This is a genomic window from Stenotrophomonas sp., assembly GCF_032061965.1.
Taxonomy (GTDB): domain Bacteria; phylum Pseudomonadota; class Gammaproteobacteria; order Xanthomonadales; family Xanthomonadaceae; genus Stenotrophomonas.
Genome location: NZ_DAMBEF010000008.1, coordinates 1 through 21,301 on the forward strand (window position 1 = coordinate 1; position 21,301 = coordinate 21,301).

Genomic DNA, 21,301 nt, shown 5'->3' on the forward strand with positions numbered 1-21,301 from the left:
TTCGCCCTCGAAAAGTCTGTAGCAGATTGCGGTGACCTTTGGCATGGCGCCTAACACCTATTAGACCGCCTAACAGCGGTGTAGCGCGGAGTATCCCGCGTTTTTTCCCGGTGTGGAATAGGGCGGATTCCCTTTTTCGTCAAATATTTGTGTTCAAATTTCATGCGTTCTGCGCGCTGTTCGCAGTCTGCAATGACCGCCAATTAGCGGTCATAACAGGTACTAACCGCAATATTGCGGTGTAACAAGCTGCGGGAAGGTCGCGAGGCAACACGCACAAACGATTTTCCAATGCCCATAAGTCTGCAAGCCCGGGCGAGCGCCGCTTCACTCCACCTGTCGCACCTGTGCCTGTTCGGCAGCATTCCGCAACGCCTGTAGAAACCTTGCCAAGGGCGCGCTCTGCGGTTCGCCATCACGCGTGTAGACCATCACCGGCCGTTGCCAGGCAAACCCGGGTGCATCCAGCTTTACCCAATGCCCGGCGAGCAGCTCGGCCTGCGCCAAACGGCTGGGCAACAAGGTGAGGTAGCCGCCGTCGCGGATCATCGCGCGCATGAATTCCGGCGAGCCGCTTTCCATGGTGTTGAGCGGTGGTTCCAGGCCGGCTTCATGGAAGCGCTGGCGGAACGCGGCTTCCACCGCGCCCAGGCGTCGGCCGAAGATCCAGGCCTGTTCCAGTAGTTGCGCCGGGCTGATATCACGTTGCCGCGCCAGCGGGTGGCGCACGCTGGCCAGTACGCGGTACTCGTCGTGCATCAGCACTTCGCTCTTGATGCGCGGGTCCGGGTCGCCGTCGCCGAAGGTGTGCAGGGTGACCACCGCGTCCAGTTCACGCGCCAGCAGATTGGGTAGCAGCTCGGGCAGGATGCCGCCGCTGACGTGGATGCCGATCTTCGGCCAGTGCCGGCGCAGCGCCAGTACCGCTGGCGCGACCAACGAGCCGGCCGTGCTGGGACCGGTGCCGATGCGGACCTGGCCCTCGGCACCGGTCTGCAGTTCCTGCAGGCGGTCCTCGAAGCGGCGCACGGCGTCGTGGGCGGGCTGGGCATGCTCCATCAGCAGGCGGCCGACGTCGGTGAGCCGGGCTTCGCGGCTGCCGCGCTCGAACAGGCGCGCGCCCAGCTGCTGCTCCAGCGCCTGGATGCCCTTGCTCAGGGCCTGTTGGGTGCGGCCGGTGGCCGCGGCGGCGCGGGTGAAGCTGCCGTGTTCGACCACGGACAGGAAGTAGCGGAGCTGGCGGAGATCCATGTCGGCACGGGTTAACAACCAATGGTTGTGGATCGTACGCGAATTGGTTGGCGGTTGCCGGGGCAGGGCGCTGATAGTCGGCTGATCGCAATCTCCCGGAGGGGAACCATGGCCAGTCGCAACGCCGTCAAACAGTGGGACCAGCAATACGACCTCGTCATCGCCGGCTTTGGCCTGGCGGCCATGTGTGCCGCCATCGAGGCGCACGACCTGGACCCGAACCTGTCCATCCTCATCCTGGAGAAGGCCAACGAGGCCGAGACCGGCGGCAATAGCCGCGTGGCCGGTCAGTCGTTGCTGATTACCAAGAACGCCAAGGTGCTGGCCGAGTACCAGCGCAAGATGAGCGTGGCCAACCCGATCCCGGAAGACATGCTGGTGCCGTGGTCCGAGGCCATGGAAGCGCTGGAGCCGTGGATCCAGGAACGCGCGGCCCAGGCCGGTGCACAGTTCATCCATGGCACCGGCTTCTCCGAGCGCGATGCGGTGCTGGAGTTCCCGGAGTTCGGCGCGCGCGAAGCCGTGCATTGCACCGCCACCATCCTGCCGATTCCTTCGGGCGTGTACCTGGCCTTCCGCGAGAACATCCGCCTGCGTCCGCGCATCCAGATCGCCTTTGAGTCGCCGCTCAAGGATCTGGTGCAGGACCCGGACACGCTGGAGGTGTTCGGCGTCATCGCCGAGCAGAACGGTCAGCGTGTGGCCATCCGCGCCAACAAGGGTGTGGTGATGGCTACCGGTGGCTTTGAAGCCAACCTGGACATGCAGCGCAATTATTTCGGTCTGGCCAATCCGGCACCGCTGGGTACGCCGCACAACACCGGCGACGGCATCAAGATCCTGCAGAAGGCCGGTGCCGATCTGTGGCATATGCGCAACCAGGGACAGTCCGGTGGTATCTGGCCGGGCTTCAAGCCGGAAGGTTTCGTCAACGGCTTCCTGCGCAACTTCTTCTGGCAGAGCTTCAGCTGGATCGAAGTGGATGCAAACACCGAGCGCTTCTACAACGAAACCGCCGAGTTGCAGCTCACCCACTACAAGGAAAAGAAGCACGGTCACTGGGTGGACACCCCGCATTACCGTGCGCAGCCGGTGCACATGATCTTTGATGCCATCACCTGCCAGTACAACAAGCTGGTGGTGGAGGTGATGAGCTGGAACCCGGTGGTGCGTGGCTACAAGTGGTCCGACGACAACTCGGTGGAAGTGGAGAAGGGCTGGATCCAGAAGGCCGATACGCTGGAAGAGTTGGCGGTGAAGATCAACCGAGACCCGGCCAAGCTGCGTGCGGAAGTGGAACGTTACAACGCGGCATGTGCGGCGAAGAATGACGCGGACTTCGGCCGCAACCCGGACACCTTGTTCCCGATCGCGCAGGCGCCGTTCTACGGCATGCGCGTGGACCCGGTGATTGTCTGCACCGGTGGTGGCGCACGTCGCAACATCAAGTCCGAAGTGCTGGACCACGATGGCAAGCACATCCCGCGCCTGTACGAAGCCGGTGAGATGGGCTCGATGTTCTCCGATCTTTACCAGAACGGTTCGTACCTGACCGAAGCGATGATCTCCGGCCGCGCTGCGGGCCGTGAAATCGTCGGTCTTGGCAACTGGGAGGGCTGAGCATGAAGGTTGCAACCCCCGCCATGAAGCTGGACGTGCGCATCAATGACGTGAAGGCCGAGGATGGCTTGCTGGTGATGGATGGCGTGGCCGGCATGTTGCCGTGCAAGACCAGCCTGACGCCGGCCGAGTTCCGGCAGATGATGAAGCTGGCGCTGCGTCCGAGCGTGTTGGCGCTGTTGTTCAAGAAGTAAGCCTGGCGGCGCTGTCCAGCGCCAGGCCAAGCCCCTGCCTGAAGCCCCTCTCCCACCGGGAGAGGGGTTGGGGAGAGGGTGAGGTGCGAAAGCACCGTGCCGTGCGTAGAAGCTTGAAACGCGCCAGTGGACGGAAATTTTCCCCTCCGCCCTTCGGCGCACTCCACCTTCGAGATGGCAGACCCTCTGCTCCTATCCCAGAAAGGGGGAGGACCTAAGCCAAAGGCGAAGCCTGTCCCTTGCGCCCCATCAACGATGGTTGCGCGACAGCACCATCGAATACGCAAAGCGCCCAGGCGGATGCAGGCTGATGGCAATCAGCAGCAACCGGCCATTGGCATCGCGATAGCGGCGCTGCACGCGCATCGCCGGCTCGCTTTTCTTGATGTCCAGCAGCTTTGCATCGGTCGCATCGAATGAGGCGGCATCAAACACCTGTTCAACACGCGACAGCTTGGTCGGTTCCAGGAACTTGGCCAGCGCACGTGCGGCGCCAGGGATGTCCAGCAGCTTGTCGGCGGGTACGCCGCTGCGCACCGGCACCAGCATTTCAGTGACCGCGATGGGCTCGCGGGTCTGTTCTTCCAGACGCAGGCAGTGCAGGCGCAGGTAGTCCTTGCCCTCGTGGATGTCCAGGCGCTGCGCCATTGCCGCATCGGCCTGCAGGCGTTCGGCCTGCAAGACCTTCAGACGGGTGGTGTTGCCGTACTGCATCAGCAGGTCGACGGTGTCGATCTCGTGCTCGTAGCGCATGGCCGCGCTCTGCGCGATCACCCGGGTACCGGCGCCGGGGCGCCGCTGTACCAGGCCAGCGCTGATCAGCTGGGCCAGGGCGGCACGGGCTGTGTGGCGGCTGACGCTGAAGCGCTCGCACAGCTCCAGTTCGGTGGGCAACAAGGTGCCCACGGCGTACTCGCCCTTCTCGATTGCCGCCTGCAGCAGGTCACCCAGTTCCGCATAGCGGGGCTTGCTGCGTCGCGTACCTGTCATGTGTACAGATCCTTGTTCAAAGTCTGAGCGAAAGTTCCTGCCAGCTGCGCTGCAGGGCGTCACGGTGTTCGGGGGCGGCAATGGCTATCAAGGCACGGGCTCGGGCATGGACGTCGAGATGGCGCAGATCGGCTACGCCATGCTCGCTGACTATGCAGTCCGCATCCACGCGCGCCAGGCTCACTGGCCCCGCGGGAAGCATCGGGACTATCCTGCTTTCACCCTTCGGGGTGCTGGCAGGGAGTGCAATGATGCCGCGACCACCGGTCGATTGGCGAGCGCCCTGCAGGAAGTCGGGTAGTCCACCTACCCCGCTGAGCTGGCGTCCGGACAGGAACTCGCCATTCACCTGGCCCAGCAAATCCACTGATAGCGCGCTGTTTATGGCGGTCAGGCGCGGAATGCCGCCCAGTACGCCATGGTCATGGGTATGGCCCACCTCACGGAACGTTATGTTTCGTGGCGCAGTGTCATACAAGGCCTGTGTACCCAGTGCGACGCCAGCCACTACCGCATCCGGCGCCGGTGACAGCGCACCCGATTCCAGCAGGCCGAGCAGGCCATCGGACACCATGCCGCTATGGATGCGCAGATTGCGGCGCTCGCGTACCGCGCGCAGCACCGCCGACTGCAGGCGGCCCAGGCCCAGCTGCAGGGTGGCGCCATCCTCCACCAGGGTGGCGACCTGTTCGGCCACCGCGTCCATCGCCGTGTCGCCCGGTGGGTCGGGTATCTCCAGCAGTGGCGCATCCTGTTCGATGGCCGCGGTGATGCGCGACAGTGGAATGGACGGGCCACGGGTGCGCGGCATGCGCGGGTTGATGTGCGCCAGCACCCGTGTTGCGCGCGGCCATGCGGCCGGGGTGAAGTCGCAGGCGATGCCCAGCGAGCAGTTGCCATCCTCGTCCGGTGGCGCCACCTGCACCAGCACCGTGTCGAAGCACACGCTCTCGCGCAGCCAGCGCCAGGTGGCGGTGTAGCTCATCGGCAGATAGTCGACGCGACCATCCAGCCAGGACGTGCGCAGGTCTGCACTCAGGAAGATGCTGCGCTGGCGCGCCTGGGGATGCAGCCCGGCAAAGTCGAAGCTGTTGACCGTGGGGATATGCACGCCGGTGAAGCGCAACCCGGCGCAGCGCTCGGCACCGGTCCGCAACCAATGTTCAAACAGCAGGGAATGGCCGGCACAACCCGGCGCAAAGATCTCCGGGCCCTGCGCGAGGTAGTCGAAGAAGGTGTCGGCATCCAGAATTCGGGGCATTGTGGTGATTGCGGCTTTCGGAACATGGATCATATGATATGTCCGGACAAAGTCGGTTATGCTCCTTTCACGCGGTTACCGTTCCACCCGCCCCGAAACCCGCTGCCGCGGGCCTGCACCGAGACCCCGTCGCGCGATGACCACGCCTGCCGCCAGCCTTACCGAACAGCTTGCCCAGCGCCTGCAACGGCCGGTGGATGCCGCCGCGCGTCAGCGTGCCGCGCTGCTGCTGGTGGATTGGCTGGGCTGTGCGTTGGCGGCCCAGCGTTACCCGATTGCAACGCAGCTGCGCAGCGTCGTGCAGGCCCAGACCGCCGGCACGGTGGTTGCGCTGGGTGTGGGCCGCCGCAGCGCGGCTGATGCATTGCTGCTCAACGCAGCCTTGGGCAACGTGTTGGAAATGGATGACGTGCACCGTGGTGCGATCCTGCATCCGGGTCCGGTGGTGATACCGGTCGCGCTGGCCGCGGCGCAGGCCGAAGGCGCGGACGCACATGCACTGCTGGATGCCATCGTGCGCGGCTATGAGGCCACCATCCGCGTTGGCCGTGCGTTGGGAAAAGCCCACTACCGTTACTGGCATCCCACCTCGACTGCCGGCGCGTTTGGTGCTGCCGCAGCCGCCGCATCGGTACTGCGTCTGCCGGCAGATGCCGTGGCCGATGCACTTGGCAATGCTGGCAGTCGCACCGGAGGCCTGTGGCAGATGCGTCACGAACCGGTGCCGACCAAGTCCTTGCACAACGCCGAAGCCGCCCGCAGCGGCTGGTTGGCGGCGCAGCTGGCATTGGCCGGCATGCGTGGCCCGCGCTGGATACTGGAAGGCGAGCAGGGCTTGTTTGCCGCCACTGCACCCGATGCGCAACCGGATCTGGTGGTCGCCGACGAGGACGACTGGCTGATCCACAGCACCAGCCTGAAGCCCTGGCCGGCCTGCCGCCATGCGCATCCGGCAATCGACGCGATGCGCGATGCATTGGCACTGCTGGACGCCGATGCCCGCGACAGCATCACGCATATCGAAGTCCATACCTACGCCGAGGCCCTGCGCTTCTGCGACCGGCCGCGGCCGCAGACCGAGCTGGAAGCCAAGTTCAGCCTGCAACACGCGCTGGCCTCGATCCTGGTGCATGGCCGTCCGCAACTGGCGCACTACACCGCCGAAGCCTGCACCGATGGCGAGTTGGCGCCTTGGCGCGCGCGTATCAGCGTGCATGAGGACGCCGCCTGCAGCCAGCGCTTCCCCCGTCATTACGGTGCCCGCGTGCAACTGCGCTTGGCCGATGGCCGCCACCTGCAGGCCGAGCGCATCGACGCCTGGGGCGACCCTGAGTGTCCGATGTCGGCCGACGACGTGTTGGTCAAGGCGATGGCGCTGGCGCAATGGGGTGGCGTATCGGCGGGCTTGGCGCAACCCCTCTTTGGGCAGGTGCGGGCGTTGGCCGATGGCGGCAGTCTGGACGCCTTGACCGCGATGTTGGTGAGGGTGGCCTGATGCGATTGACCGAAGCCCTGTTGCAGCATGCCTGCACGCTGCGTTTTGAAGACCTGTCCGCCGAGGCCGTCGCCGCAACGCGCGTGTTCGTGATGGATTCGGCCGCCGTGGGTATTTCCGGTTCCGGGCCGCAGGTGCCGTTGACCCAGGTGGTCCGTCGCAGCGCCGCCAGCTATGGCAGCGGCAACGGCGCACGTGTCTGGGTGACGGGCGAAGCGCTGCCTGCCGCCAGTGCGGCCATGGTCAATGGCTACCAGATCCACAGCCAGGAATTTGATTGCGTGCACATGCCGGCGGTGGTGCACCCGATGGCAGTCATCCAGTCGGCGGTGTTTGCCGCCGCCGAGCAACGTGCCAATGTCGACGGTGTGGCGGTCGATGGCAAGGCGCTGATCACCGCGCTCAATGTTGCCGTCGACGTGGCGACCCTGATCGGCATCAGCGGGCGTGCGCCGATGCGTTTCTTCCGCCCGTCGATGTGTGGTGCCCTGGGCGCGACCGCAGGCATCGCGCACCTGTACGGTGCCGATGAAGCATTGCTGCGACGCGCGCTCGGGCTGACCTACAGCCATCTGTCCGGCACCATGCAGGCGCATATCGAGGGCTCGCCCACGCTGGCGTTGCAGGTGGCCCTGAATTCCCGAGCCGCATTGAGCTGCTGGGAGCTGGCGCGCAATGGCTTCCCTGCGCCGCGCGAGATGCTGGAGGGCCCATTCGGCTACCTGCCGCTGATCGAGGGCGAGTTCGACACCGGCCCGTCGTTGCAGAAGCTGGCGGCGCGCGAAGCGCAGATCCTTACCGTCAGCCACAAGGTGTTTCCCACCGGCGGCGCCGCGCATGCCGCCCAGGACATGCTGATGGAGCTGCGCCAGCAGTACGGCTTGAACCTGGACAACGTGGCCAGCATCGAACTGCAGGCGCCACCGCTGGTGCGCCGCCTGGTGGGTCGCGCCTACCAGGCAGACATGGAAACGAGTTATGGCCGGCTATGCCTGCCTTACCTGCTGGGCACGGTATTGCTGGACGGCAAGGTCGGCTTGTCGGCTTATACGCCGGAGAAGCTCTGCGACCAAGGCCTGGCCGGCTTTGCTGCAAACGTCAGCCTGGTAGCCAATGACTGCGACGATCCCAACGCGCTGGTGCCGCAGTCGATGACGGTGACCCTGCGCGACGGCCGCGTGCTGCACAACCACCGCGACGCTGCCATCGGCTCGCCGCAGCGGCCGTTGTCGCGTGCCCAGCAACTTGAAAAGTTCCACCACTGCCTTGACCACGCCGCGCGTCCGTTCGACGCCGGCCACCGCGATGCCCTGATCTCCCACTTCGACCAGTTGCAGGACATCGACGATGTCCGCCGGCTGGTTGACCTGCTGATTGTCGAGACCCCATGACCTACGCCACCTATTTCGAGTCGTTCGATGTCAAGGAGCTGCTCAAGCAGTTCCCGCTGGACCAGGCCTTTACCGACAAGTTCAAGAACATCAGCCGCGAGGAGCTGCGCGCCGAGCAGAACGCGATGTTCCTGCGCTGCGTGGCCCGCGCCTGGCAGATTCCGTTCTATCAGCGCCTGTGGGGCGATGCCGGCATCACCCCGGACGACATCCAGAGCCTGGACGACATCACCAAGCTGCCGGTGTTCGGCAAGCACGAGATCATGGCTTCGGTGGAAGCGCATCCGCCGCTGGGCGATTTCCACGGTTGGCAGGACGGTACCGAGGCCGGCAACAAGCCGCTGGTATTCCATACCACTTCCGGCACCACCGGTCGCCCGCAGCCGCTGGTGTTCTCGCCGCATTCGCGCGAAGTGCAGAGCCTGCTGCTGGCGCGCCTGTACCGCTGGCAGGGCATGCAGCCCGGTGACGTGGTGCACTCGGTGTATGGGCACGGCATGATCAACGGCGGCCACTACGTGCGCGAGGCCATCACCCATTACACGCAGGCCCTGTTCTGCTCGGCCGGCACCGGCATCGAGATGCGTTCGGCGCAGCAGGTGCAGCTGATGAAGAGCATGGGCACCAACGTGATTGTTGGCTTCGCCGACTACATCAAGAAGCTCGCCGACGTGGCCCGCGAGAATGGCCTGGTGCCGGGCAAGGACATCCCGGTGCGGATGATCTGCGGCCACCTCGGCCGTGAGTCGCGTGAAACCCTGTCCGCTGCATGGGGCGGCGTCGAGCTGTACGACTGGTACGGCGTGGGCGATACCGGCGCGATCGCCGGCCAGGGCCCCGATCAGGACGGTTTGTACCTGATGGAAGACGCGCAGTATGTGGAAATCCTCGACGTCGACAGCGGCGAACTGGTGGCCGATGGCGGCACCGGCGACATGGTGGTCACCTGCCTGTACAAGGACGACATCTACCCGATCATCCGCTTCAACACCCACGATGTGACCCGCGTGCTGACCACGCCTTCGTCGCTCGGCATGAACCTGCGCCGCATCGAGGGTTTCCTCGGCCGCAGCGACAACATGGTCAAGATCCGCGGCATCAACGTATTCCCGCAGGCGATGGCGCCGGTGCTGGAAGAACACGCCTCGTTCGCGGGCGAGTTCATCTGCGTGGCCAGCCGTGATGAGGGTGGCCGCGATGACCTGGCCGTGCACGTCGAGACCCGTGGTGCGCTGGATGACGCACAGCTGGCGGCGGAGTTTGCCGCCTTGCTGCGCCAGCGCCTGGGTGTTGAGATGAGCATCGTGCTGGCCGCGCCGGGTGCGTTGGCGCCGCTGACCGGCATTGAAGTGCGGCAGAAGCCGGTGCGTCTGATCGACAAACGTTTCGCTTGAGGAAAGCCCTGTGAGCAAGGCCGATGCGTCATTGTTGAATTCTGACCTGAGTACCCAGTCGGCCCTGCTTGCGTCCGCTGCCCTGAGCAGCACCGAGCTGGTCAGCCAGCAGCTGACAGCCATTGCCGCCAGCCAGGCGCAGGTCAACAGCTATATCCACGTGGATGCCGAGGGCGCCATGGCTGCGGCAGCAGCATCGGACCAGCGCCGCGCCAACGGCACCGCGCGCCCGCTGGAAGGCCTGCCGATCGCGGTCAAGGACAATATCGACGTGGCCGGCATGGTCACCACCGCCGGCATGGAGACCCGCCGCCACGACGCAGCGGCGTCCAACGACAACCCCGCGGTGGCTGCCTTGCGTACGGCCGGTGCGGTGATCGTCGGCAAGCTCAACATGCACGAAGCGGCGATGGGCGCGGACAACGACAATCCGTTCTACGGCGCCTGCCACAACCCGCATCGTCACGGCTATACGCCCGGTGGTTCCAGCGGCGGCAGTGGTGCGGCGGTAGCCGCCGGCCTGTGTTCGGCCGCACTGGGCACCGACACCATGGGTTCGGTGCGTATTCCAGCAAGTTACTGCGGGGTGGTCGGGCTCAAGCCGAGCTGGGGCGCGATCAGCACGCGCGGCACCGTCGCGTTGTGCCGGCGCCTGGATCACATCGGTCCGTTGACCCGCTCGGCGCGCGACCTGCGCCTGTTGCTGCAGGTGATGACCGGCTTTGATCCGGACTGCGCGCAATCGCGTGCGATCCGTTATGCCGCACCCGATGCCGAAGGTCTGCGCATCGGCGTGATCGACTTTGGTGATGCCGCCGACGTGGCAGCGGATGTGCAGGCAGCCTTCGAGGATGGCCTGCGCGTATTGGTGGGACTCGGCCATCGCCTGCAACCCTTGCCAGCGCCCGCATTTGCGTCAGCCCGCGCCCGTCGCGCCGGCCTGCTGATGAGCGAGGCGGAGATGCTGGTTGAACATGCCGATGCCTGGGCTGGCGACCGCAGCAAGTTCTCACCGCTGCTGGTCAAGCTGATGTCCTGGGCCGAAGGCCGCAGTGCAGCCGAACTGGCCGCCGCCTCGCAATTGGCCGATCGTGGCCAGGTGCAGCTGCAGCAGTGGCTGGCGCAGTGCGACGTAGTGGTGATGCCGACTGCGCCGCAACGCGCGTTCGCCTTCGGGCAGCCGGCACCGGCCAGTCAGGCCGACCTTACTGCCTACGCCAACCTGGCCGGCAATCCGGCCTTGTCGGTGCCGTTGCCGGTGGCTGCCGACGAACTGCCCGCGGGTATGCAGTTGGTGGGCAACATCGGCGATGAGCTCACCCTGATTGCCTTGGCTGAAGCCTTCCAGCAGGCCATCGCCTGGCAGCCGTCGCTGCCGCAGGCCTGTAGCAACTGGTGGCCGAAATGAAGCTGCTTGATGGTGTCCGTGTTCTTGACCTGTCGCGCATTCTGGCCGGCCCGTGGGCCACCCAGGTGCTGGCCGATTTCGGCGCCGACGTGATCAAGGTCGAGCGTCCCGGCGTGGGCGACGACACCCGTACCTGGGGGCCGCCCTACCTGAAGGACGCTGCCGGCAATGACAGCAGCGAGTCGGCGTATTACCTGTGCGCCAACCGTGGCAAGCGCTCGGTGGCGATCGATTTCACCACCGCCGAAGGGCAGGCCTTGCTGCGCGAGCTGGTAACGCATTGCGACGTGCTGGTGGAGAACTACAAGGTTGGGGGGCTGAAGAAACACGGGCTGGATTTCGCCAGCCTGCAGGCGATCAATCCGAAGTTGGTGTACTGCTCGATCACCGGCTATGGCCAGGACGGTCCTTACGCACAGCGCGCTGGCTACGACGCAGCGATCCAGGCGATTGGCGGTTTGATGAGCGTCACCGGTGAGCCGGATGGCGCACCCGGCGCGGGCCCGCAGAAAGTGGGCGTGGCCGCCACCGACCTGATGACCGGCATGTACGCCGCCACTGCGATCCTCGCCGCGTTGCGTCATGCCGAGCGCACGGGCGTGGGCCAGCAGATTGATCTGGCGCTGTTGGACACCCAGGTTGCCTGGCTGGCCAACCAGGCCTCGAACTATCTGGTGGGCGGCGTCGTGCCAACCCGGCAGGGCACCGCGCACCCGAATATCGTGCCGTACCAGGTGATGCCAGCCGCCGATGGCTATTTCATGCTGGCGGTGGGCAATGACGGCCAGTTCGCGCGCTTCTGCGAGGTGATCGGCGAGCCACAGCTGGCCAGCGATCCGCGTTACGCCACCAACAATGCCCGTGTGGCGCACCGGGATGAGCTGGTGCCGTTCCTGCAGCAGCGGCTGGGCACGCGCCCGGCAGCCGAGTGGCTGGCGGCGTTGGAGCAGGCGGTGGTGCCGGCCAACCCGGTCAACCGCATCGATCAGGTATTCGCCGACCCGCAGGTGCAGGCGCGTGGCCTGCGCATCGAACTGCCACATGCCGGCGGCGGCAGCGTGCCGATGGTGCGCAATCCGCTGAAGTTCTCGGCCACGCCGTTGCAGTACACGCAGGCAGCGCCGGTGTTGGGCCAGCACACCCGCCAGGTGCTGGAGGAGGTGCTGTCCATCGACGACGCGCGCCTGCACGCCCTGCAGGCACAAGGCGTGGTCGGGGGCTGAGCGCGCCATGCGCGGTGCGGCAGCGCATACCGGCAACAACGTCCGCGCGATTGCCGCGGCCGTCGCCGGCACCGTTTTTGAATGGTTCGATTTCTTCCTGTACGGCTCTCTGGCCGTGGTACTGGGCCGGCAGTTTTTCCCGCCGGGGCATGAAACCGCTGCCTTGTTGTCGGCCCTGGCGGTTTTTGGTGCGGGCTGGGTGGTGCGGCCCCTGGGGGCGCTGATCTTCGGCCGGCTGGGCGATCGCGTGGGCCGTCGTCGCACCTTCCTGATCACCATCGTGCTGATGGGCATTTCCACGATAGGCATTGGCGCCTTGCCCACCTATGTGAAGGTTGGGGTGCTTGCGCCGGTGCTGCTGGTGGCGCTGCGGTTGCTGCAGGGCATCGCGGTTGGCGGTGAGTTCGGCGGTGCGGCGACCTATGTCGCCGAGCACTCGGCGCCGTCGCGGCGTGGCCTCAATACCTCGCTGGTGATGGGCACCGGTACGCTGGGCCTGCTGTTGGCCTTGGGCACGATCAGCCTGTGCCGGCACGCACTGGGTGAGGATGCCTTCGCACAATGGGGCTGGCGTTTGCCGTTCCTGGCATCGGTGTTGTTGCTGGCGCTGTCGGTGTACATGCGCCTGCACTTGGCGGAGTCGCCAGCCTTCGAGAAGCTGCAGCGCGAGGGCAGGGTGGCGACCTCGCCGCTGAAGGAAGCCTTCGGCAACCGCGCGCATCTGAAGGCCATGCTGCTGGCCTTGGCGACGATGACGGCCGCGCAGGGCGTGGTGTGGAACGCAGGCCAGTACTTTCCCCTGGTGTTCCTGCAGTCGCCGCTGGGGCTGGATGTCGGCACGGCCGGTGAGCTGATGATGTGCGCCTTGCTGCTGGCGGCGCCCTTGTTTCCCTTGGCCGGCTGGCTGTCTGATCGCATCGGCCGGCGACCGGTGATCATCAGTGGCTTTCTGCTGGCCGGTACCACCTTGTTGCCGTCGTTCAAGTTGCTGGCGGCCAACGTGCGGCCCGAGCTTTCCTTTGCTCCGGCGTTGGCGGTCCTTTGGTGGCTGTCGGTGCCGGTAGCGCTGGTGTGTGGGCCGGCCTCGGCGTATCTGGTGGAGTTGTTCCCGACCCGGATCCGCTACAGCGCCATCGGCCTGCCGTATCACCTGGGCAACGGCTGGTTCGGCGGCTTCATGCCCTTGGCCACTGCAGCGTTGAGCGCGCATTACCACAGTGATTTCGTCGGCCTGTTCTATCCGACGGCGATGGCCTTGCTGTGTGGCCTGTTGGCGCTTTGGTTGATGCCGGAGACGCGCTTGCGGGATATCACGCAGTAGCGCTGCTGTTGGTAGTGCCGAGCTGTGCTCGGCACAGGCCCCGCCTGGAAAGCCCCTGCCGAGCATGGCTCGGCACTACCGCTTTAGCCCCTCTCCCGTTTACGGGAGAGGGGTTGGGGTGAGGGGGCTTTTCGCGAGTAAAGCCCCTGCCGAGCATGGCTCGGCACTACAGGTGCAGCGCTTCGAGCCCCTCTCCCGTTTACGGGAGAGGGGTTGGGGTGAGGGTGCTTTTCGCGGGTAAAGTCCCTGCCGAGCACGGCTCGGCACTACCGGTACGTTGCTTACGCGCCGCCGGGGAAGCCATGCTGGCGCCAGGCTTCGTACACCACTACGGCGACCGAGTTGGACAGGTTCAGGCTGCGGTTGTTGGGCTGCATCGGCAGGCGCAGACGCTGGCCGTCGGGCAGGGCGTCCAGCAGGTCCTGCGGTAGGCCGCGGGTTTCCGGACCAAACAGGAAGGCGTCGCCGTCGGCGAACTGCACGGTGTCATAGCGCACGCTGGCGCGGGTGCTCATTGCAAACAGGCGCGTGGGCTGGATACGTGCCAATGCCGTCTCCAGGTCCGGATGGACCTGCATCTGCGCGTACTCGTGGTAATCCAGGCCGGCGCGCTTGAGCTGCTTGTCACTGAGGTCGAAACCCAGGGGCTCGATCAGGTGCAGCCGCGCGCCGGTATTGGCGCAAAGCCGGATCACGTTGCCGGTGTTCGGCGGGATCTCGGGCTGGAACAGCAGAACGTTGAAAACAGGTGCGGAAGTCATCGGCGCAGTTTACGCCGGGTGTTGCATGCAGGCTGGCTTAGTTGGAAGCCAGCCCGTGTGCGACCACCTGGCCGATGGCGTCGGCAGCAGCTTCGGCAGCCATTGCCTGCACCTGCTCCACGTCCGGACGGACGTTGATGGCCGGCAGCGACACAACCCACTGGCTGGCGCGGGCACCAATGGCGACCGGGGTGGCGGCAGCGATGCGGGTGGCAGCCTGTTCGGCCATCAGCTCGACAATCTGGCCGACGGTCGGGCGCACCTGTACGGCGGCCAGGGTGTGGATCGGGCTGGCGGCTTCATGTTCGGCCTGGGCCAGCTGGTCGGCCGAGGGGCGCACCTGCACGGCTTCCAGGGTGGTGATATCCGAGGCCTGCACCGAAGAAACAAAGCCGGTGCTGGCAACGAGGGCGATGGCGATGGCGAGGGACTTGGCGTTCATGGCGGGGCCTATTTGGTGTGTGTGAACGGTGGTGTGGTAGTAAGGTATTACACCAAATCTCGAGCTGCAAGAACTTTTTTGCTTTTCGATGATCTGTTCAGCGTTTAGTCATGTTTTGTCTGATTCGACCTCGGCTGCATCCAGGAGGGAGCAGGATGCGTGCCAACTTCATCTTGTTGATTTAAATGGAATATTTTTATGGGTGATGTGTCCGCTGTCCGGACACTGGGTCGCAGGGACCTGTCCGGACGGCTGTGCGGACGGTTAAGCAGGGGGATGACGCCTGGCGTGTGCGTCGCGACCAGAGGGCCGGTTAGGATCGGTTTCCACCGTCATGCCCAAAGGAAATGGAATGAACGCAGCGATGCCCCGTACCGCCTTGTTGACCTTGGCCCTGAGCGCCGCGTTGGCGGGCGTTGTTGCCACCCCGCTGAGCGCCCAGGCCAAACCGGCGGCTGCTTCTGCCGCGGTGGACATCCCCTATGAGGAGTTCACCCTGCCCAACGGGTTGCGGGTGCTGGTGCATACCGATCGCAAGGCACCGATCGTTGCGGTCAATCTCTGGTACCACGTCGGCAGCAAGGACGAGCCGGCCGGCCGCAGTGGTTTTGCGCACCTGTTTGAACACCTGATGTTCAACGGCAGCGAGAACGCACCGGGCGAATACTTCACGCCTTTCGAAGCGGCCGGCGCCACCGATATGAACGGCACCACCAATACCGATCGCACCAATTACTTCGAGAATGTGCCGACCACCGCACTGGACATGGCGCTGTGGATGGAATCGGATCGCATGGGACACCTGCTGGGCGCGATCGACCAGAAGACCCTGGATGAGCAGCGCGGCGTGGTGCAGAACGAAAAGCGCCAGGGCGAGAACCAGCCCTACGGCCAGCTGCGCGAAATCGTGTCGCGCACGATGTATCCGCAGGGCCACCCGTACCATCACACCACGATCGGCTCGATGAATGATCTCAACGAAGCCTCGCTGGATGACGTAAAGACCTGGTTCCGCACCTGGTACGGGCCGAACAACACAGTGCTGGTGCTGGCTGGCGACATCGACCTGGCCACCGCCAAGGAAAAGGTCGGCAAGTATTTCGCCGACATCCCGGCCACCCCGACCATGGCCCAGCCCAAGGTCGATGTTGCCGTGCTGGCTGCCAATGGCCGTACCGAACTGGAGGACAAGGTGCCGCAGGTGCTGGTGCAGCGCATGTGGAACGTGCCGCAGGTGGGCGACAAGGAAGCCGACCTGCTGGACCTGGCATCGCAGGTATTGGGTGGCAGCGCCAGCTCGCGGTTGGACGAGCGCCTGGTGCACCGGGACAAGCTGGTCGACAGCGTCAGCACCAGCAACTATGGCTCGCAGCTGGCAGGTAGTTTCTCCATCCGTGCGATGGTCAAGCAGGGTGTGGACCCCGCCCGTGTTGAAGCGGTCATCGACGAAGAACTGCAGCGACTGATCAAGGACGGCCCCAGCGCCGAAGAACTGGCCCGCGCCAAGACCGACTACCGCGCCGGCTTCATCCGTGGCATCGAGCGCATTGGCGGCTTCGGCGGCAAGGCCGATGCGCTGGCGTCGTGCACCACCTTCACCGGCAACCCGGCGTGTTTCCGCGAATCATTGGCCACCATCGCCGATGCCAGCACGGGATCGGTGCGCGCGGCTACCGCCAAGTGGCTGGGCAACCCAAGCCACACCTTTGTGGTCAAGCCGGGTGAACGCAAGCCGCTGACGGAAGAAGCGTCCGCCAAACCTGCACCGTTCCAGCTGCCGCCGGTGGATGCGCGCTACACCACCAGCAGCGGCGGAGTGGACCGCAAGCTGGGTGTGCCGCAAGTGGACAGCTTCCCGGCGCTGAGCTTCCCGGCCTTGCAGCACGCCACCTTGAAGAACGGCAGCAAGTTGATCCTGGCCGAACGCCATGACATCCCGGTGGTCAACATCAGCTACGAATTCGCCGGTGGTTATTCCAGCGACCATGGCGGCAAGCTGGGCACGGCCAACTTCGCCAGCCAGATGCTGGATGAGGGCGCGGGCGACCTCGACGCGCTGTCGTTCAAGGCCCGCGCTGAAGACCTTGGCGCGCAACTGGAAGCCGGTGCGGCGCTGGATGGCGCCAGCGCCACCTTGTCGGCATTGAGTGAGAACCTGGATCCATCGGTGCAGTTGTTCTCCAGCATGCTGCGTGCACCGCGCTTTGACGCCGCCGAGATCGAGCGCGTCAAAGGCCAGTGGCTGTCGGGTATCGCACAGGAAAAGGCACGTCCGCAGACAGCCGCGTTGCGCGTGCTGCCACCGCTGCTGTATGGCAGCGATCATCCTTACGGCATGCCGTTCACCGGCACGGGTACCGAGGCATCGGTCACTGCGATCGGTCGCGATGATCTGCTGAACTACCAGAAGCAATGGCTGCGTCCGGAGCAGGCCACCGTGATCGTGGTGGGCGACACCACGCTGGCGCAGATCGTGCCGGTCCTGGATCGCCATTTCGGCGACTGGAAGGGTGAAGGCACGGCGCCGGTCAAGGTGGATGCACCGCAGGTTGCCCGTCCGAATGCGCCGCGTGTGTTCCTGATCGATCAGCCCGGTGCGGTGCAGGCCAACATCTATGCCGGCGAGCTGATGCCATCGGCCAAGGACCCGGGCGCGGTGCAATTGGGCATGAGCAATGAAGTGCTGGGTGGTTCCTTCACTTCGCGCCTGAACATGAACCTGCGCGAGGACAAACATTGGTCCTATGGTGCCTACACGCTGATCACCTCGGCCTTGGGGCAGCGCCCGTTCCTGGGCGTGGCCCCGGTGCAGATCGACAAGACCGCCGAGTCGGTGGCCGAGATGCAGCGTGAGATCGCCGACTATGCCAGTGGCAAGGCACCGGCCACCCAGGAAGAGGTGACCAAGGTGGTCGACAACGACCTGCGCAGCCAGCCGGGCGCCTATGAAACTGCCGATGCCGTGTTGGGCACCATTGGCGGCATCGTGCGCTACGGCCGTCCGGACAACTGGGTGCAGGTGCGCAACGCGCAGGTTGCCGCGTTCACGCCGGCTCAGGCCAAGGCGGCTGCATCGGGCATCGATGCCAACGCGCTGACCTGGGTCATCGTTGGCGACCTGTCCAAGATTGAAGCCCCGGTACGGGCGCTCAAGCTGGGACAGGTCACGGTGATCGATGCCGATGGCAAGCCCGTAGTCGGCAACGGCAAGTAAGCAAGCGCCACCGCCGCCATGGGGCGGCGGTGGCCATGCCGCTCCAGCATCGGCTGGGCCACGGCTGGAAGTGCTGGCTGCGGTAAAGCCTTACCCCGTGTGATGTGTACGGGGCGGTGTGGGACATGACCGATGGCGTATGCGTGGCCGGCGGGGAAGGGCTAGGATCGGCGTTCACCTTCATACCCAAGGGAAATGGAATGAACGCAGCTATGCCCCGTACCGCTGTGCTGACCCTCGCGCTGAGCATAGCGCTTGGCGGATTTGTCAGCACCCCGCTGGTTGCACAGGCCAAGCCGGCCGCCGCCGTCGCATCGGTGGACATCCCGTACGAAAGTTTCACCCTGCCCAACGGCCTGCGCGTGGTGGTGCACACCGATCGCAAGGCACCGATCGTGGCGGTGAATATCTGGTACCACGTGGGCGCCAAGGACGAACAGGCTGGCCGCACCGGTTTCGCGCACCTGTTCGAGCACCTGATGTTCCAGCGCAGCGAAAACCATGACGGTGAGTTCTTCGAACCGTTCAAGCAGGTTGGTGCCACCGACCAGAACGGCACCACCAACACCGACCGCACCAACTACTTCCAGAACGTGCCGACCACCGCGCTGGACATGGCGCTGTGGATGGAATCGGACCGCATGGGCCACCTGGTGGGCGCCATCGACCAGGCCGCGCTGGACGAACAGCGTGGCGTTGTGCAGAACGAAAAGCGCCAGGGCGAAAACCAGCCCTACGGTCAGGTCTGGGACAAGCTCACGCGCGCGCTGTATCCAGCCAACCATCCGTATCACCACGGCGTGATCGGCTCGATGAATGATCTCAACGCGGCCTCGCTGGATGACGTCAAGACCTGGTTCCACACCTGGTACGGCCCGAACAACGCAGTGCTGGTCCTTGCCGGCGACATCGACCTGGCGACCGCCAAGGAGAAGGTGGCCAGGTACTTCGGCGACATCCCGGCTGGCCCAAGCATGGCGCAGCCGGCGGTGAACGTCGGGCAGCGCCCGGCCACCACCCGCGAGGTGATGACCGACAAGGTGCCGCAGGCCCGCATCTATCGCGCCTGGAACGTGGCCCAGGTCGGCACCACCGATATCGACCAGCTGGATCTGTTCTCCTACGTGCTGGGCGGGGCCAAATCCTCGCGCCTGGACCAGCGCCTGCTGCACAACGACAAGCTGGTGGACAACATCAGCGCGATGACCGATGCCTCGCAGCTGGGCTCCAACTTCCTGATCATGGCCACGGTCAAGCAGGGCGTGGACCCGGCCAAGGTGGAGCAGGCCATCGATGAGGAACTCAAGCGGCTGATCGCCGAAGGCCCCACCGCCGATGAGCTGGAGCGCGCCAAGGTGCAGTCACGCGCGGGCTTCGTGCGCGGCATCGAGCGCATTGGTGGTTTCGGTGGCAAGGCCGACGCGTTGGCGCAGTGCACCGTGTTCGAAGGCGACCCGGGGTGCTTCCGTACCTCGCTGGCCAACATCAACGCAGCCAGCGCTGCGGACGTGAAGGCAGCCGGTGCCAAGTGGCTGGGTGTGGGTGACCACACCATCGTGGTCGAACCGGGCGAGCGCGTTGCGCTGGAAGAACTGCCGTCGGTCAAGCCGGCGCCGTTCAACGTGCCGGCGGTGGATGCCAAGTACAGCACCCTGCCGAGCCAGGTTGACCGCAGCGCCGGCGTGCCGCAGACCAAGAGCTTCCCGGAGTTGAAGTTCCCGCAGCTGCAGCGTGCAACGCTGAAGAACGGCACCCAGGTGGTATTGGCCGAACGCCACGATGTGCCGGTGGTGCAGTTCAGCTATGAATTCGCGGGCGGCTTCACCGCCGACCAAGGCCGCAAGCCGGGCACCGCCAACTTCACCATGGGCATGCTGGACGAAGGTGCCGGCCAGCTCGGCTCGCTGGCCCTCGCTGATGCGGTGGAGCGGCTGGGCGCCAGCATTGGTGCCGGCGCTTCGCTGGACGGTGCCAACGTCTATCTGTCATCGCTGAAGGAGAACCTGGCGCCCTCGCTGGCCCTGTACGCCGACGTGGTGCGTGCACCGCGTTTCGACCAGAGCGAGATCGACCGCATCAAGGCCACCTGGATTGCCGGCATCAAGCAGGAGAAGGTGCAGCCCAATGCGGTGGCTATGCGCGTGCTGCCGCCGTTGCTCTACGGCGCCGGTCATCCCTACGCCATCCCATTCACTGGCAGCGGTGACGAGGCGGCCATCCAGTCGCTGACCCGCGACGACCTGGCTACGTTCCACAAGCAGTGGTTGCGTCCGGAAGGGGCGACCTTGATCGTGGTCGGTGACACCACCCTGAAGGAAGTCGTGCCGCTGCTGGAACGCAGCTTCGGTGATTGGAAGGGCGAGGGTGAGGCACCCAAGGTTGCAGCCCCGGCTGATGTCGCCCGCCCGCAAGCAGCGCGTGTCTACCTGATCGACCAGCCGGGTGCGGTGCAGGCCAACCTGTTTGCCGGTGAGCTGGTGCCGTCGACGATGGATCCGGGCGCTACCCGCTTTGATATCGCCAACGGCGTGCTCGGTGGTGACTTCACCTCGCGACTGAACATGAACCTGCGAGAGGACAAACATTGGTCCTACGGTGCGCGTTCGATGTCTTCCAGCGCCCTGGGCCAGCGCCCGTGGATGGCGGTGGCACCGGTGCAGATCGACAAGACCGCCGATGCACTGAAGGAAATGAACGCCGAAATCACCCAGTTCGCCACTGGCCAGCGCCCGCCCACTGATGCGGAAGTCACCCGCATCCGCAATATCCAGACGCTGAGTCTGCCGGGCGCATACGAGACCGCGGCATCAGTGATGAACACGATTGGCGGCATCGTGCGTTACGGGCGCCCGGACGACTACGTGTTCAAGCGCAAGGCCGAGATCGAGGCGATGACCCCGGCGCAGGTAGCGGCGGCTGCAAAGACGTTGGATGCCGCCAACCTCACCTGGGTGGTGGTGGGCGACCTGAAGCAGACCGAAGCCCCGGTGCGCGCCTTGAAGCTGGGTGAAGTGATCGTGGTGGATGCCGACGGCAAGCCGGTGGAGAAGAAGTAAGCGGTGGGAAGCGGCCTTTGCTTCGAGCCCCTCTCCCGTTCACGGGAGAGGGGTTGGGGTGAGGGCGCTTTTCGCGAGTAAAGCCCCTGCCGAGCATGGCTCGGCACTACAGGTGCAGCGTTTGAAGCCCCTCTCCCGTGTACGGGAGAGGGGTTGGGGTGAGGGCGCTTTTCGCAGGTAAAGCCCCTGCCGAGCATGGCTCGGCACTACAGGTGCTGCGCTTTGAGCCCCTCTCCCGTGTACGGGAGAGGGGTTGGGGTGAGGGCGCTTTTCGCAGGTA

Annotated in this window: 15 protein-coding genes; 10 read left to right on the top strand and 5 right to left on the bottom strand. The window is 65.2% G+C overall.

The features are described 5' to 3' along the window. Window positions 1-327: 327 nt before the first annotated feature. Complete coding sequence (locus RT460_RS05965) at window positions 328-1,251, bottom strand: LysR family transcriptional regulator (protein WP_313317750.1); 924 nt, start codon at window positions 1,249-1,251, stop codon at window positions 328-330. 108 nt (window positions 1,252-1,359) lie between these two features. On the opposite strand from RT460_RS05965, the gene RT460_RS05970 reads away from it, so the two are divergent. Beyond that, window positions 1,360-2,871: an FAD-binding protein gene (locus RT460_RS05970; RefSeq protein WP_313317751.1), complete on the top strand. Its 1,512-nt coding sequence runs from the start codon at window positions 1,360-1,362 to the stop codon at window positions 2,869-2,871. A gap of 2 nt (window positions 2,872-2,873) precedes the next feature. Continuing rightward, window positions 2,874-3,065, top strand: a complete 192-nt coding sequence (locus RT460_RS05975) for a hypothetical protein (protein ID WP_057626798.1) — start codon at window positions 2,874-2,876, stop codon at window positions 3,063-3,065. Between the two features lie 249 nt (window positions 3,066-3,314). On the opposite strand, the gene RT460_RS05980 is transcribed toward RT460_RS05975, so the two are convergent. Both RT460_RS05980 and RT460_RS05985 read right to left on the bottom strand, forming a co-directional pair. Continuing rightward, window positions 3,315-4,055, bottom strand: coding sequence for a GntR family transcriptional regulator (locus tag RT460_RS05980; RefSeq protein WP_313317753.1), 741 nt, complete (start codon window positions 4,053-4,055; stop codon window positions 3,315-3,317). 16 nt (window positions 4,056-4,071) lie between these two features. Further along, a complete protein-coding gene (locus RT460_RS05985) occupies window positions 4,072-5,316 on the bottom strand; it encodes an acetyl-CoA hydrolase/transferase C-terminal domain-containing protein (protein WP_313317754.1) in 1,245 nt (414 codons plus the stop codon). 136 nt (window positions 5,317-5,452) lie between these two features. On the opposite strand from RT460_RS05985, the gene RT460_RS05990 reads away from it, so the two are divergent. Genes RT460_RS05990 through RT460_RS06015 form a run of 6 tightly spaced genes read left to right on the top strand, consistent with a single transcriptional unit; the run spans window position 5,453 to window position 13,548 of the window. Next, the gene (locus RT460_RS05990; RefSeq protein ID WP_313317755.1) at window positions 5,453-6,811 is read left to right on the top strand and encodes an MmgE/PrpD family protein; all 1,359 of its coding nucleotides are present in this window, start codon (window positions 5,453-5,455) and stop codon (window positions 6,809-6,811) included. Continuing rightward, window positions 6,811-8,202, top strand: a complete 1,392-nt coding sequence (locus RT460_RS05995; protein WP_313317756.1) for an MmgE/PrpD family protein — start codon at window positions 6,811-6,813, stop codon at window positions 8,200-8,202. The genes RT460_RS05990 and RT460_RS05995 overlap by 1 nt, the downstream gene beginning before the upstream one ends. Next, window positions 8,199-9,596 (top strand): hypothetical protein, encoded by a 1,398-nt coding sequence (locus RT460_RS06000; protein WP_313317757.1) that lies wholly within the window; start codon window positions 8,199-8,201, stop codon window positions 9,594-9,596. Before RT460_RS05995 ends, RT460_RS06000 begins: the two co-directional genes overlap by 4 nt. A 10-nt stretch (window positions 9,597-9,606) precedes the next feature. Next, window positions 9,607-11,004 carry an amidase gene (locus RT460_RS06005; protein WP_313317758.1) on the top strand — a complete coding sequence of 466 codons (1,398 nt, stop codon included), beginning with the start codon at window positions 9,607-9,609 and terminating at the stop codon, window positions 11,002-11,004. After that, a complete protein-coding gene (locus RT460_RS06010) occupies window positions 11,001-12,227 on the top strand; it encodes a CaiB/BaiF CoA-transferase family protein (RefSeq protein ID WP_313317759.1) in 1,227 nt (408 codons plus the stop codon). The genes RT460_RS06005 and RT460_RS06010 overlap by 4 nt, the downstream gene beginning before the upstream one ends. A gap of 7 nt (window positions 12,228-12,234) precedes the next feature. After that, window positions 12,235-13,548 (top strand): MFS transporter, encoded by a 1,314-nt coding sequence (locus RT460_RS06015; protein ID WP_313317760.1) that lies wholly within the window; start codon window positions 12,235-12,237, stop codon window positions 13,546-13,548. A gap of 281 nt (window positions 13,549-13,829) precedes the next feature. Here the strand turns inward: RT460_RS06015 and trmL are convergent, their stop codons facing one another. Together trmL and RT460_RS06025 are read right to left on the bottom strand one after the other, a co-directional pair. After that, window positions 13,830-14,309, bottom strand: a complete 480-nt coding sequence (gene trmL / locus RT460_RS06020; RefSeq protein WP_313317761.1) for a tRNA (uridine(34)/cytosine(34)/5-carboxymethylaminomethyluridine(34)-2'-O)-methyltransferase TrmL — start codon at window positions 14,307-14,309, stop codon at window positions 13,830-13,832. 37 nt (window positions 14,310-14,346) lie between these two features. Further along, window positions 14,347-14,751 (bottom strand): hypothetical protein, encoded by a 405-nt coding sequence (locus RT460_RS06025; RefSeq protein WP_313317762.1) that lies wholly within the window; start codon window positions 14,749-14,751, stop codon window positions 14,347-14,349. Window positions 14,752-15,103: 352 nt separating this feature from the next. On the opposite strand from RT460_RS06025, the gene RT460_RS06030 reads away from it, so the two are divergent. Both RT460_RS06030 and RT460_RS06035 read left to right on the top strand, forming a co-directional pair. Further along, window positions 15,104-17,965, top strand: coding sequence for a pitrilysin family protein (locus RT460_RS06030; RefSeq protein ID WP_313317763.1), 2,862 nt, complete (start codon window positions 15,104-15,106; stop codon window positions 17,963-17,965). Window positions 17,966-18,165: 200 nt separating this feature from the next. After that, on the top strand, window positions 18,166-21,021 hold the full coding sequence (locus tag RT460_RS06035) for a pitrilysin family protein (protein WP_313317764.1): 2,856 nt from the start codon (window positions 18,166-18,168) through the stop codon (window positions 21,019-21,021). Window positions 21,022-21,301: the final 280 nt, after the last annotated feature.